The sequence below is a fragment of the Mycobacteroides sp. CBMA 271 genome (assembly GCF_009729205.1).
GTDB lineage: Bacteria > Actinomycetota > Actinomycetes > Mycobacteriales > Mycobacteriaceae > Mycobacterium.
The window spans coordinates 242,080-256,082 of record NZ_VTHB01000004.1; the positions used below are offsets into that span (position 1 = coordinate 242,080).

Genomic DNA, 14,003 nt, shown 5'->3' on the forward strand with positions numbered 1-14,003 from the left:
TCCGGGTCCCTGGGTTTCTAACGATGTTTAGTCTGCCATCGGGAACTCGCGAGGTGAACATCCTCACGAGTGCAGTTAGTCACAGTGAATCGGTAACGAGGCGCTACTCACCTCGCCTAGCATCTGCGGCATGCAGCGGCTTTCCGGACTCGACGCCAGTTTTCTCTACCTCGAAACACCCACCCAACCCATGCACGTGTGCGGGGTCCTGGAATTGGACACCACAACCATTCCTGGTGGCTATTCGTTCGAGAAATTGCGGACCAAGCTGGCGGAGCGGATCGAGGGCATCCCGTCCTTCAAGGAGAAGCTCGCCGACAGCCGCCTGAACCTCGATCACCCGGTCTGGGTCGACGATGACGACTTCGACATCGACCGGCACCTGCATCACGTCGGCCTGCCCGCGCCCGGAGGCAAGGCCGAAATCACCGACATGTGTGGACACATCGCCTCGCTGCCGCTGGATCGAGCGCGACCGCTATGGGAGATGTGGGTCATAGAGACGGGGGCAACGGGCGGCGGAACTCGTTTGGTGGTCATGACCAAGATGCATCACGCCGCCGTCGACGGCGTTACCGGCGCCAACCTGATATCTGCGTTGTGCGGTCTGGAGCCCGACGCCGAAGCGCCCGAACCCGCCCCGGGTGTGGGTGGTGCCAACAGCCTCGAAATCGCGGTCACCGGCGCGCTCAAGTGGGCGTCGCGTCCGCTGAAATTGGCCAAGCTGCTGCCGTCCACCATCGGGGTGATCCCCGCGTGGCTGGAACGCTCCAAACGCGGCGAGGCCATGACGGCGCCCTTCTCGGCGCCGCGAACCTCGTTTAATTCCACCATCACCAGCCGTCGCAACGTCGGTTACGCCCAGCTGGACCTTGAGGATGTCCGCGCCGTCAAGAATCACTTCGGCATCAAGGTCAACGACGTCGTCATGGCCATCTGCGCCGGCGCGCTGCGCAAGTATCTTGAGGACCGCGGGGAGCTTCCGGAGACCTCCTTGGTGGCCATGGTTCCGGTATCGGTACACGAGAAATCCGACCGCCCCGGCCGAAATCAGGTGTCGGGCATGTTCTCCCGCTTGGAGACCAACATTGAAGATCCGGTGATCCGTCTCCGTTCCATCTCCGAGGCGAATAATGTCGCCAAGGAGCACACCGCGATGCTGGGTGCCACCCTGCTGCAGGACTGGAGCCAGTTCGCGGCGCCGGCGGTGTTCGGCACCGCGATGCGGGTCTACTCGCGCATCCGGCTGGCAGACCGTCATCCCGTGATCCACAACCTGGTCATCTCCAACGTGCCGGGACCGCAAGTGCCGCTGTACTTCTTGGGTGCCGAGGTCGTCGGGATGTATCCGTTGGGGCCAATCTTCCACGGCGCCGCACTCACCGTCACGGTGATGTCGCTGGACGGCAAGCTCAACGTCGGCCTCATCTCGTGCCCCGATCTGATGCCCGATCTGTCCACCCTGACCGACGATTTCGGCGTGGCGCTGCAGGAGCTGAAGGCCCGAATCTGAGCCTCATGGCACCATGGCTGACATGATGTTTGGTAGTCGGCGGGTTGCTGCCGTATTGGCTCTTGCCTCGGTGGTGGCCGTCGTCTCTGGTTGTGTGCGGTCGGTCGAAGGTGAGGCGACGGCGGCGCGCCCGTCGGAAGACAGCCTGACGTGGGGTGGGTGCGACGGCTTCGTCGGGGAGGGCATCACCGTCCCGTCGAGCACCGAGTGCTCCGAGTTGGAAGTCCCCGTCGACTACACCAAGCCCGATGGCGCCAAGGCGCGGCTGGCGATCATCAAGTACCCGGCCAAGGGCAAAAAGATCGGGTCGTTGCTGATGAATCCCGGGGGCCCCGGGCAGTCGGGTATCGAGGCCGCAACCGCCATCGTCAAGCAGGTTCCCCGGGATATCCGGGACCGCTTCGACTTCATCGGATTCGATCCGCGTGGCGTCGGATCCTCGACCCCGGCGGTCGAGTGCAACTCCGATTCGGACGTGGACAAGATGCGTGCGCAGAACGACACCGACTACAGCCCCGAGGGCGTCGCCCGCATGGAGCAGGACTCCAAGGACTTCGTGAAGCGCTGCGTCGACAAGATGGGGCTCGAGTTCCTGGCCAACGTCGGCACCGTGAACGTCGCGAAGGATATGGACCGACTCCGTGCCGCCCTCGGCGACGAGAAGCTGACGTACCTGGGCTACTCGTACGGCACCCGGATCGGCACCACATATGCCGAGGAGTTCCCCAAGAACGTGCGGGCCCTCATTCTCGACGGCGTGATCGACCCCAACGCCGATCCCACCCAGGCCGATATCGACCAGATTGCAGGATTCCAAAAGGCTTTCGACAACTACGCGGCCGACTGCGCCAAGAATCCGACGTGCCCGCTAGGTACCGATCCCGCGCAGGCGACCGCCCGCTACCGGGCCATGGTCGATCCGTTGGTCGAGCATCCCGTCCCGACAAAGGACGGTCGCGGCCTGTCGCATAGCGACGCCATCATCGGCACCATCATGGTGATGTACTCGCCCACGCTGTGGGAGGCGTTCACCAAGGCGCTGCGCCAACTCAGTGAGGGGTCGGGCGACATCTTGCAGCTGCTTGCCGACGCCTACATGAAGCGCGACGAGGAGGGTCACTACAGCCACGCACAGGATGCGCAGACCGCCATCAACTGCGTCGACGAACCGCCGCAGACGGATCGCGCCAAGGCCGTCGAGAAGGACCGTCGCATCCGCGAGGTGGCACCATTCCAGGACTACGGCACCTTCACCGGCAATGCGCCGCTGGGCGTGTGTGCGTTCTGGCCGGTACCGCCGACCAGCAAGCCGCATCCGATCAACGTGCCCGGGCTGCCCAAACTGCTCGTGGTCTCCACCACCTACGACCCGGCCACCCCGTACCAGGCCGGCGTTGAGCTGGCCAAACAGCTCGGTGGCGGCCTGCTCACTTACGACGGGACCAAGCACACCATCGTGTTCGACGGGAATCAGTGCATCGACCAAGCGGCCCAGACATATCTCATCCAGGTCACGACTCCGGCCGAAGGCACCCGCTGCTGATCCCTTTTGGGGTCCGACATGGCACTATGTGGCCCATGATGCGGATGCGCCGGGCGTTGCCGGTGGTTCTTTTGATGGTCGCCCCGGTTTTGCTAGCGGTATCCGCCAGTCCCGCGGCGGCCGCGCCGTTGCCGACTCCGAGCCCGTCGCTGCAGGCGTTCTACGACCAGCAGGTCACCTGGGGCAGCTGCGGCAGCTTCGTCGGCGACACCAGCCGGATCCCCACCGCCACCTGCGCCAAGGTGAAGGTGCCCGTCAGCTACGACAAGCTGATGGGCGCGGTGGCGGAGTTGGCCGTGCTCAAGGTGCCCGCCACCGGTAAACGGGTCGGCGCGCTGCTGGTCAACCCCGGCGGTCCAGGTGGATCCGGTGTGGACTTGGCCGCCGGCATGGGCGCCAAGCTCGCCGACACCCCGGTGGGGCAGAGCTTCGACATCGTCGGATTCGACCCGCGCGGCGTCGGCGGCTCCACGCCGAGCCTGCGGTGCCGCACCGATGCTCAGTTCGACGCCTTCCGCAAGGACCCACTGGCCGACTACAGCGCGGCCGGCGTCGCGCACATTGAAGGGCTGTACAAGCAGTACGTGTCCGATTGTGCGAGCCGGATGGGCCTGGACTTCCTCGCAAATGCCGGAACCGCATCCGCCGCAAGGGATATGGACATCGTCAGGGCGGTTGCCAAGGACAGCAAGCTGAACTATCTGGGCTATTCCTACGGCACCGAGCTGGGCACGCAGTACGCCGAGTACTTCCCGCAGAACGTGCGCACCATGGTCCTTGACGGCGCCATCGACCCGACCGTCGACCCGATCGAGTCGAACGTCCGGCAGATGACCGGATTTCAGGTGGCGTTCAACGACTATGCGGCCGACTGCGCCAAGGACCCCAAGTGCCCGTTGGGGACCGACCCGAAGCAGGCAGTGGCACGGTTTCATCAATTGATCGACCCGTTGGTGTCCAAACCCGCCAAGACCAACGATCCGCGCGGCCTGAGTTATCAGGACGCCATCACCGGCACCATCCAGGCGATGTACACGCCGCGATACTGGAAGTACCTCACCTCCGGCCTATCGGGCCTGGTGGACGGCAGCGGACCCGACGACCTGCTGTGGCTCGCCGACCAGTACCAGGAGCGCGACGACCAAGGGCACTACGACAACCTGCAGGACGCGTTCAATTCGATTCGGTGCGTCGACGGTCCGACCCCGAAGGACCCCGCTCCCTGGGTGGCCGCCGACAAGCGGCTGCGCGAGCAGGCTCCGTTCTCGAGCTACGGCCAATTCACCGGATACGCCCCACGCGACATGTGCGCGTTCTGGCCGGTGCCGCCGACCTCCGGACCGCACACCCCCTCGACTCCGGGCCTACCGCCGGTGGTCGTCATCTCCACTACCCACGACCCCGCGACGCCCTACGAGGCCGGGGTGGCGCTCGCGCAGCAGTTGGGTGGATCGCTGATCAGTTACGAGGGCACCCAACACACGGTCGCGTTCAACGGAGAAGCCTGTGTCGACGACGCCGTGACGCGCTATTTCGTCGACGGCACCGTGCCTCCTAAAGACGTGCGCTGCTGAGCTGCGGCATACTCTCCCCATGGATCGTCAGAAGGAATTCGTGCTGCGCACGCTGGAAGAACGAGATATCCGTTTCGTCCGGCTGTGGTTCACCGATGTGCTCGGTTACCTCAAGAGCGTGTCCATCGCGCCGGCTGAGTTGGAAGGTGCGTTCGAGGAGGGCATCGGCTTCGACGGCTCGTCCATCGAGGGCTTCGCGCGTATCTCCGAATCGGACACCGTCGCGCACCCCGACCCGTCGACGTTCCAGGTCCTGCCCTGGACGACGAGTGCCGGTCAGCACCACTCCGCGCGCATGTTCTGCGATATCAAGCTTCCCGATGGGTCACCGTCCTGGTCCGACCCGCGGCACGTGCTGCGTCGTCAGCTCGCCAAGGCGGGCGACCTGGGCTTCTCCTGCTACGTGCACCCCGAGATCGAGTTCTTCCTGCTAAAGAACATGCCCGACGACGGCTCGGCGCCGATCCCCGCCGATGACGCCGGATACTTCGACCAGGCCGTGCACGAGGCCGCACCGAACTTCCGTCGCCACGCCATCGATGCGCTCGAATCCATGGGCATCTCAGTGGAATTCAGCCACCACGAGGGCGCGCCCGGCCAGCAGGAGATCGACCTGCGTTACGCCGACGCTCTTTCCATGGCCGATAACGTGATGACGTTCCGCAACATCGTCAAGGAAGTGGCGATCATCGACGGCGTGCATGCCACCTTCATGCCCAAGCCGTTCAGTGATCACCCGGGCAGTGCGATGCACACTCACATGAGCCTGTTCGAGGGCGATACCAACGCCTTCCACAATCCCGATGACCCGCTGCAGCTCTCGAGCGTCGGCAAGTCGTTTATCGCGGGAATCCTGGAGCACGCCAACGAGATCAGCGCCGTCACCAACCAGTGGGTGAACTCCTACAAGCGGCTGGTGCAGGGTGGCGAGGCGCCGACCGCGGCATCATGGGGTGCGGCCAACCGCTCCGCGCTGGTGCGGGTTCCGATGTACACGCCCAGCAAGTCGTCGTCGCGCCGCATCGAGGTGCGCAGCCCCGACTCGGCCTGCAACCCGTACCTCACGTACGCGGTGCTGCTGGCGGCCGGGCTGCGCGGCGTCGAGCAGGGCTACACGCTGGGCCCCGAGGCCGAGGACGATGTGTGGGGTCTGACCGCCGCCGAACGTCAGGCCATGGGTTACAAGGAGCTGCCCAGCACCCTGGAGAACGCACTTATCGAGATGGAGCGTTCCGAGCTGGTGGCAGAAGCGTTGGGAGAGCACGTCTTCGACTTCTTCCTCCGCAACAAGCGGGCCGAATGGTCGCGCTACCGCAGCAATGTGACCCCGTTCGAACTGCGGGCCTACCTGGGTCTGTGATGTGACCCGGGCCTCTACCGAGCGTTCGAAAGTTCCCAGCGTCGGGAGGCTTGGCCTCGTCGACTCGCGGGCCGCTGCCCTGCTCGAAGGGTTGGGTTGGACCACCGAAGCGCATATCCCGCTGCTGTGGTCGCTGTCGCGGTCGCCCGATGCCGACGCCGCACTGCTCACCCTGATTCGGCTGCGCGAGGAATTGGGAGCAGGCTGGGCGGAGTTGGATGCCGCGCTGAGCGCCGACCCGTCCTTACGTGGACGACTGCTGTCGGTCATTGGGTCCTCGCTGGCGCTGGGGGATCACCTGGTGGCGCACCCCGATCGGTGGCGGTTGCTGGTCGGGGAAATCGAGCTGGAGTCCAAAGCCGAACTGCAGCGGCGATTTTTGGCGACGGTGGGCGCTGTGCAGGGGCGAGCTTCGGTTCCGGAGACCGCAGCCCTCGCTGCGTTGCGGGATGCTTACCGTGACCGGCTGCTGGTACTCGCCGCACTCGACCTGGCGGCCACCGTTGAGAACGAACCGGTGTTGCCGTTCCCGGTGGTGGGCCAGCACTTGTCCGATCTCGCCGATGCCGCGCTGGAGGCGGCGCTGGCGGTCGCGGTCTCGCTGGTGGTTCCGGAGGGGCAGGCCCCGCCCCGGCTCGCCGTCATCGCGATGGGCAAATGCGGTGCACGCGAACTCAATTACGTCAGCGATGTCGACGTCATCTTCGTGGCGGAGGAGGCCGATTCGCTGACCACCCGCGTCGCCGGGGAGTTGATACGCGTCGGCTCCGGCAGCTTTTTTGAGGTCGATGCCGCGCTGCGCCCCGAGGGCAAGGCGGGTGCGTTGGTGCGCACCTTGGACGCTCATGTCGCGTACTACCGGCGGTGGGCCAAGACCTGGGAATTCCAGGCGCTACTCAAGGCGCGTCCAGCGGTCGGCGATCCGGATCTGGGCCAGGCCTATGTGGACGCGCTCATGCCGATGGTGTGGACCGCCTGCGAGCGCGAGGATTTCGTGCCCGAGGTACAGGCCATGCGCCGCCGGGTGGAATCGCTGGTGCCGGCAGATCTGCGCGAGCGCGAGATCAAGCTGGGCACCGGCGGACTGCGTGACGTCGAATTCGCGGTGCAGCTGCTGCAGCTGGTACACGGGCGCGTGGACGAGTCTCTGCATGTGGCGTCGACTGTGGACGCGCTGGCCGCGCTTTCCGCCGGCGGTTACATCGGACGCGACGACAGCGCGAATCTGACTGCCTCGTATGAGTTCTTGCGTCTGCTGGAGCACCGGCTGCAGTTGCAGCGGCTCAAGCGCACCCACACCCTGCCCGCCCCGGAGGACACCGAGGCGATGCGCTGGCTGGCCCGTGCCGCCCACGTGCGCCCCGATGGGCAAAACGATGCGGTGGGGGTGTTGCGGGCGGAGATCAAACGGCAGGCGATGCGAGTGTCGCGCCTGCACGCCAAGCTGTTCTACCAACCGCTGCTCGAATCGGTGACCGAGTTTGATAAGGAAACGTTGGGGCTGTCCAATGAGGCCGCGACCCGACAGCTCACGGCGCTGGGATACCAACAGCCGCAGCACGCGCTGAGTCACCTGGCTGCGCTCACCAAAGAGGGCGGACGGCGCGGGCGAATCCAATCCATCCTGCTGCCAACGCTTTTGGATTGGCTTGCGGACACCCCCGATCCGGACGCCGGGCTGCTGGCCTACCGCCGGGTGAGTGAGGCGCTGGTCGACCAGACCTGGTACCTGCGCACCCTGCGCGACGAGAGCGCGGTGGCGAAGCGGCTCATGCGGATACTGGGCACCTCCGCCTACGTGCCCGATCTCATCATGCGCGCACCCGAGGTCATCCAGTTGTACGCCGACGGGCCCAACGGGCCTAAACTCCTTGAAGCGGAACCGATTTCGGTGTCCGGGGCACTGATTGCATCCTCGGCGCGTCACACCGATCCGGAACGGGCGATTGCGGCGGCACGATCACTGCGACGTCGGGAATTGGCCCGGGTGGCCTCGGCGGATCTGCTCGGTCTGCTGGATGTGGTCGACGTGTGCGGCGCGCTGACGTCGGTGTGGGCGGCGGTGCTGCAGGCGTCACTGGACGCGGTGATCAAGGTCAGTGTTCCCGAGGGACAGGTGGCCCCGGCCACCATCGCCGTCATCGGGATGGGGCGCCTGGGCGGTGGGGAACTGGGATACGGATCCGATGCCGACGTTCTGTACGTGTGCGAAGCGCGCGGCGATGCCGACGACACCGAGGCCGTCCGCTGGTCGGCGACCATCGCCGAGCAGGTCGGCAAGCTGCTGGGCGCACCGAGCACCGATCCGCCGCTGCAGGTTGACACCGGGCTGCGGCCGGAGGGACGCAACGGGCCGATGGTGCGAACGTTGGCCGCGTACGAGGCGTACTACGCGCAGTGGGCACAGGCCTGGGAGGTGCAGGCGCTACTGCGCGCGCACAGCATCGCCGGGGATCCCGAGGTGGGGCTGCGGTTCCTGCACATGATCGACAAGACGCGGTATCCGGCCGGGGGCATTGCGCAGGATGCGGTGCGCGAGATCCGCCGGATCAAGGCCCGAGTGGATTCCGAACGGCTGCCGCGCGGTGCCGACCCGAACACCAACACCAAGCTGGGCCGCGGCGGCCTAGCCGACGTCGAGTGGACGGTGCAGCTGCTGCAGCTGCGGCACGCCCACGAGTATCAATCGCTGCACAGCACCTCAACCCTGCAGACGTTGCGGGCCGCGGCCGAGGCCGGGCTGATTGAGGGTGAGGATGCCGAGCTGCTGCGCCAGGCCTGGCTGACCGCCACCAACGCCCGTAACGCCTTGGTGCTGGCGCGTGGCAAGCCCACCGATCAGCTGCCCGGGCCTGGGCGGCTGCTCAACACGGTGGCCGCCGCTGCTGGTTGGCCGGACCACGACGGCGGCGAGTTCCTGGACAACTATCTGCGGGTGACCAGGCGCGCGAAAGCTGTGGTGCAGCGGGTGTTCGGGGAGTAGCTTTCGCTTCATGCGGATCAAGATCCAGGTCATCGTGGGAATCGGTGTGCTTGCGGGCGCGCTCGGCATGGCAGCGCCCGTGCAGGCGAAGCCGGGGGACTGCACCGTCTCCGAGGAGGCTCGGCTCGACGCGGTGGAAGCGACCAGGCGCGCGGAGTATCTGGAGCGCCACCCCGAAGTCAACACTGGGATGAGCGACGCACTGCGCGCCCCGGGTGACGGTGGCGCCAAACATGAGGCCGTGCAGGCATATTTCGACGCGAACCCGACGGCGCGGGCCGATCTGGACTCGATCCGTCAGCCGGTGCAGGACTTCAAGAACCGCTGCTGGCCAGACGGCTAGACGATCAGCGGAACTACATCAATGTAATTCTGCGTCCGCTTCTCATAGTTTCTTAACGTTGGAGCCATGACGGTCCAACCAACACTCGATAACGTCCCGGGCGGGCCGGCACGTCGTCGGCTGTAACGCTGAACAAGGAGTTACTCCATGAAGTTCACCTCTGCTGTCCTCAGTGGTGTTGTTGGCGCCGGCGCGGTGGCCAGCGCGTTCGCATTCGCGGGTGTCGCCGGTGCGGCCCCCGACAAGTGCACCGCCGCCGAGTTCGCACGGACCCATTCCACTGTGTCGAGCCAGGTCGCGTCCTACCTGGACAAGAACCCGACGATCAACGACGGCATCACCAAGGCCGCCAAGGGTGCTCCCGAGGGGCAGCGCCGCGAGGCCATCAAGACCTACCTTGATGGGCAGCCCGCCGCCAAGGCCGAGCTCGACAAGATCCGCCAGCCGCTGACGAGCCTGAAGAGCAGCTGTGGCGCCGATACCGACGAGGGCACCCCCGCCCCGGCAGCTCCCGCCGGCCTGGTTGGCCAGCCTGCACAGCCCGCCGAGGCCCCCGCTGAGCAGCCGCAGCAGCCGTGGAACCCCTTCGCGCCGCAGCAGCAGTCGACTGAGGAGACCGCCAACACCGAGCAGGCAGCCCCGGCAGCTCCGGCCAAGCCGGCTTCGCCCGCCGTCACCGCGGTGGTTGATCAGCAGGACGTCTAACAGCACCTAGGGACGGGCGGCGCGGACTGAGGCATAGCCTTAAGCAGCAATGAATCAGGAAACTGCCGCTCGTCACAAGGTGTTGATGGTCGATGACGACCCGGACGTCAGGAACTCGGTAGCCCGCGGGCTACGCCACTCGGGTTTCGACGTCCGGGTCGCTGTCGATGGTCGCGATGCACTTACCCAGCTCGCGGCCGATGAGCCCGATGCCCTGGTGCTTGATGTGCAAATGCCCGAGCTGGACGGGGTGGCCGTGGTGACGGCGCTGCGGGCCTTGGGTAATGAGATACCGATCTGCGTGCTCAGTGCGCGTGACACCGTCAACGACCGGATCGCCGGGCTAGAAGCCGGCGCCGATGACTATCTGACGAAACCCTTCGACCTTGGCGAGCTGGTGGCACGGCTCCGCGCGCTGCTGCGCCGTCGCGGCGCCGGCGGCGGTGGGCTGGCCGCCTCGGCCATCACCGTCGGACAGGTCACCGTCGATGTTGCTCGCCGGCTGGTCTTCACCAGCGGTGAACGTGTCGAGCTGAGTAAACGCGAATTCGATCTATTGGTAGTGCTGGCCGAGAACACCGGAGTGGTGCTGAGCCGCGCCCGACTGCTGGAACTGGTGTGGGGATACGACTTTGAGGTCGAGACCAATGTGGCCGATGTCTTCGTCAGCTACTTGCGCCGCAAGCTGGAAACCGGGGGAGCGCCTCGGGTCATCCATACCGTCCGGGGTGTCGGATATGTGATGAGAGTGGAGCCGTGAGACGCTCACTCTCACTGCGCACCCGGGTAGCGGTAGCGGCATTCCTGGCGGCCGGCCTGGTGGTCACGCTGATTGGCATAATCGCCGGTATCGCGTTGGCACGCAACGATACTCAGCAACTCGACCGACGTCTCGACGTGCTGGTGGATGCGGTGCAGGCCACCACCCGGCACGGGGACACCACCTTTGTGCTGACCGTCCGCGATGCCAAAAGCGGAGGGCTGGTGATCTTCCGAGGTGTTCAGCTTCCGGTGCTGCCGCTGGGAACCGAAAACGTCGCCGTCGGTGGCGTCAACTATCGCGTCCGCACCATCGCGAACCCCGAAGAAGAGACCGTGATCTCGCTGGGAACGCGGGCCGACGCGGTGCTGGTGAACCATCGCGGCATCCCCGCATTCGTTGCCGTCGGTGTGCTCGCGATGCTGCTCGCCGGTGGTTTCGCGTGGCTGTTCGGCGGGCGCGCGGTGCGACCGCTGCGCCAGCTCACCGAGCAGACCCGCCAGCTCGACACCGACGGTCTGCAGGTTGCCTCGGTGCGCGGTGCCCGGGAGGCCGAAGAACTCGCCGATGCCATGGCCGCCATGCTCGGGCGGGTGTCGGCCGCGCAGTCTGAAACCACCAAATCTCTTCTCGCAGCACGGGATTTCGCCGCAAGCGCCGCGCACGAGCTGCGGACCCCGCTCACCGCGATGCGTGCCGACCTAGACACGCTGCGGGCACACGACCTGTCGGACGAGGAACGGACCGAGGTGATCGGCGACCTGCAGCGCGCGCAGCGCCGCGTCGAGGCCACCATCACCGCCCTCGGTCAACTGGCTTCCGGGGACCTGGCCCGGCCCGAAGACCGTGAGCTGGTGGATATCGCCGACCTGCTGGACCGGGTGGCCGGAGATACCCTGATGCACCGCGCCGCGACGCCGGATATCACCGTCAATGCCGACGACGGCGGTGTGGTGCTGGGCTGGCCCGACGGGCTGCGGCTCGCCATGGACAACCTGGTGCGCAACGCCGTCAACCACGGCAATGCCAAAAACATTGTGCTGTCCGCCAATCGGGCCGACGGCAGCGTCACCATCGAGGTCGATGACGACGGCAGCGGCCTGCCGGAAGCGGACCGGGAACGAGTGCTCGGGCGCTTCGAACGCGGACCCGGTGCCGACCCGGGTGGGCTGGGGCTGGGGCTGGCACTCGTCGCGCAGCAGGCGGCGCTGCACGGGGGAGATGTGGTGCTTTCATCGAGCCCGTTGGGTGGTCTGCGGGCGACGTTGACGATCGCCGCACAGTAGGGACGCTGCGGCTAGTTCTTGCGCGACCCGTACTTGGTCAGCCAGTCACGAGCCTCCTCGGGCAGGTTGCCCGAGGCTTCGGCGGCCTTGCACCAGCGCCGCACCATCTTCACCATGTTGGCGGGGTTGTAGGCATCCTCCTGCTGCGACCAGAGGCCGTCCCCGGCATAGTGCAACACGGTCAGGTTCGGCTCGCCCCAATGCCGGCCGTCGCCCGGATCGCTCATCACATTGTCGATTTCGCAAACCACCCAACCCTTTTCGGGATCGAACACCGTCCAGGTGGCGGGCAAGCTGGGCATGTGGTTGCCGGGGAAGTCGGCCATGACCGCGGTGATGTACTGCCGGATTGCCTCCTTGCCCTGCAGGCGACCCACCACGTGTTCGATGTAGAGGGCGTCCTCGGTGTACATCTCGGCGTACGGGTTCCAGTCGCCGGTTTCGATGCAGCGATGGACGGTGGCCTGGTGTTGCGCGAACGCTTCCTCGAGTTCGGCGCGGCTGAATGATGGCATGGGTAAAAGAGTGCCATAAGGTACCGTCCCTGAGGTGCGTGGACGGACCGCCGGGGGGGCTGTGGGATGGCTGCTGACCATCGTCGCCGTCCTGGCCATCGCGTCGCGCTGGGCGCGGTCGAGCTGGTCGCCCCTGATCGGGCTGACCGCCGCGTGGCCGGTCACGTGTGCGCTGATGATCGTCGCGCTCTTGCTGTTCCTTGCGGTGCGGCAGTGGTGGGGTGTGCTGACGGCCGTCGTGGTCGTCGCATTGCAGGCCCTTGCCCTCGCGCCGCTGTACCTGCCCGATAGTCATCCACGGGGAATCGCCGTCACTGTGCTGCAGACCAATCTTCGGTTCGGTGCGGGCGATCCCGGGGCGGTAGTTGCGGCGATTCGCGAACACGATGCGGGCGTGGTGACCGTCAACGAGCTCACGCCCGAATCCAGGGCGAAACTTGTTGCCGCGGGCATTGATTCGTTGCTTCCGTATTCGTACACCATCGCCGAGCCGAAGGCCGCGGGCACCGGGATCTGGAGCAAATACCCATTGACTCCGGTGCGCCAGGACGATCAGGGCTATGCGTTCCGGCAGATCTGGGCGGAAGCAGAGATCCCTGAGGTGGGTCCCGTCATGCTCGTCGCGGTACACACCCGCCCACCCGAGAAGGACATGAGCTCGCCGGGCTGGCTCACGGAGCTGGACACCATCGGCCGACAGCTGCGGGCGCTTCGCCCCGACGTCAAAGTCATTGTCGGCGGCGACTTTAACGCCACCTACGACCATTTCGCGTTCCGTCAGATCCTCACCGGCGGATTCGCCGACGCCGTCGACCAGGCCGGAGCCGGCTGGGTTCCGACCTGGCGCGAGGGTCGTTGGTACACAAGGCTGATCGGGATCGACCATGTGCTGACCCGTGGCGCCACGGCCACGTCGCTGAGTACCGAGCAGATCTATGGCACCGACCACCGGGCGCTCATCGCCACGGTGCTTGTCCCGGGCAGTGCCTAACTCTTCTTCTTGAGCGCCGCGTCGACCGACAGTGATCCGCCGCCGGTGAAGACCAGCAGGAAGAAAGCCCAGCAGTACATGGCTGCCATTTCGCCCTGGTTCACGATGGGTAGCAGCCCCAACTTCTGATGCTGGGTGAAGTAGGCGAATGCCATCGTGCCCGATGCGATGAAGGCCGCGATTCGTGTTCCGGCGCCGAACAGGATCGCGACGCCGGCGATGAACTCGATGGCGCCGGCCCACCAGCCCAGGGACCATGACTCGATCGGCGGCATACCCGCCAGGTGAGGCCAGCCGAACAACTTCGATGTGCCATGGCAGACGAAGAGGAAGCCGAAGACGATGCGGAACAGCGACAGGACTAGAGGTGTGGCGCCGTCGAGCTTGGCGACTGTGCTGGTGGTGGAGGAGGCCATGGGACTGGATGCTA

Annotated in this window: 12 protein-coding genes; 10 read left to right on the forward strand and 2 right to left on the reverse strand. The window is 65.9% G+C overall.

Translation table 11 applies throughout. From position 1 onward, the window contains the following. Positions 1–130: 130 nt before the first annotated feature. The 9 genes from FZI91_RS12510 (at position 131) to FZI91_RS12550 (ending at position 12,067) form a co-directional block, all read left to right on the forward strand. Complete coding sequence (locus FZI91_RS12510; protein ID WP_155939307.1) at positions 131–1,513, forward strand: wax ester/triacylglycerol synthase family O-acyltransferase; 1,383 nt, start codon at positions 131–133, stop codon at positions 1,511–1,513. 13 nt (positions 1,514–1,526) lie between these two features. Further along, on the forward strand, positions 1,527–3,056 hold the full coding sequence (locus tag FZI91_RS12515) for an alpha/beta hydrolase (protein WP_155939308.1): 1,530 nt from the start codon (positions 1,527–1,529) through the stop codon (positions 3,054–3,056). 35 nt (positions 3,057–3,091) lie between these two features. Further along, positions 3,092–4,630 carry an alpha/beta hydrolase gene (locus tag FZI91_RS12520; protein WP_155939309.1) on the forward strand — a complete coding sequence of 513 codons (1,539 nt, stop codon included), beginning with the start codon at positions 3,092–3,094 and terminating at the stop codon, positions 4,628–4,630. Positions 4,631–4,649: 19 nt separating this feature from the next. Further along, entirely contained in the window at positions 4,650–5,990 is a 1,341-nt protein-coding gene (gene glnA / locus FZI91_RS12525; protein ID WP_155939310.1) for a type I glutamate--ammonia ligase, read from the forward strand. A 1-nt stretch (position 5,991) separates the two neighbouring features. Beyond that, on the forward strand, positions 5,992–8,973 hold the full coding sequence (locus tag FZI91_RS12530) for a bifunctional [glutamine synthetase] adenylyltransferase/[glutamine synthetase]-adenylyl-L-tyrosine phosphorylase (RefSeq protein ID WP_162525575.1): 2,982 nt from the start codon (positions 5,992–5,994) through the stop codon (positions 8,971–8,973). A gap of 10 nt (positions 8,974–8,983) precedes the next feature. Further along, on the forward strand, positions 8,984–9,316 hold the full coding sequence (locus tag FZI91_RS12535) for a hemophore-related protein (RefSeq protein WP_155939311.1): 333 nt from the start codon (positions 8,984–8,986) through the stop codon (positions 9,314–9,316). Between the two features lie 147 nt (positions 9,317–9,463). Continuing rightward, positions 9,464–10,021 (forward strand): hemophore-related protein, encoded by a 558-nt coding sequence (locus FZI91_RS12540; protein ID WP_155939312.1) that lies wholly within the window; start codon positions 9,464–9,466, stop codon positions 10,019–10,021. A 79-nt stretch (positions 10,022–10,100) separates the two neighbouring features. Further along, complete coding sequence (locus FZI91_RS12545) at positions 10,101–10,781, forward strand: response regulator transcription factor (protein WP_309224060.1); 681 nt, start codon at positions 10,101–10,103, stop codon at positions 10,779–10,781. Beyond that, positions 10,778–12,067, forward strand: coding sequence for a sensor histidine kinase KdpD (locus tag FZI91_RS12550; RefSeq protein ID WP_162525574.1), 1,290 nt, complete (start codon positions 10,778–10,780; stop codon positions 12,065–12,067). The genes FZI91_RS12545 and FZI91_RS12550 overlap by 4 nt, the downstream gene beginning before the upstream one ends. An 11-nt stretch (positions 12,068–12,078) precedes the next feature. Here FZI91_RS12550 and FZI91_RS12555 read toward each other — a convergent pair whose 3' ends face one another. Beyond that, positions 12,079–12,582, reverse strand: a complete 504-nt coding sequence (locus FZI91_RS12555; protein ID WP_155939314.1) for a nuclear transport factor 2 family protein — start codon at positions 12,580–12,582, stop codon at positions 12,079–12,081. A 34-nt stretch (positions 12,583–12,616) separates the two neighbouring features. Between FZI91_RS12555 and FZI91_RS12560 the strand changes: the two genes are divergently transcribed. Then, on the forward strand, positions 12,617–13,573 hold the full coding sequence (locus FZI91_RS12560) for an endonuclease/exonuclease/phosphatase family protein (RefSeq protein ID WP_162525573.1): 957 nt from the start codon (positions 12,617–12,619) through the stop codon (positions 13,571–13,573). On the opposite strand, the gene FZI91_RS12565 is transcribed toward FZI91_RS12560, so the two are convergent. Next, positions 13,570–13,989, reverse strand: coding sequence for a DoxX family protein (locus tag FZI91_RS12565; RefSeq protein WP_155939315.1), 420 nt, complete (start codon positions 13,987–13,989; stop codon positions 13,570–13,572). The genes FZI91_RS12560 and FZI91_RS12565 overlap by 4 nt on opposite strands. Positions 13,990–14,003: the final 14 nt, after the last annotated feature.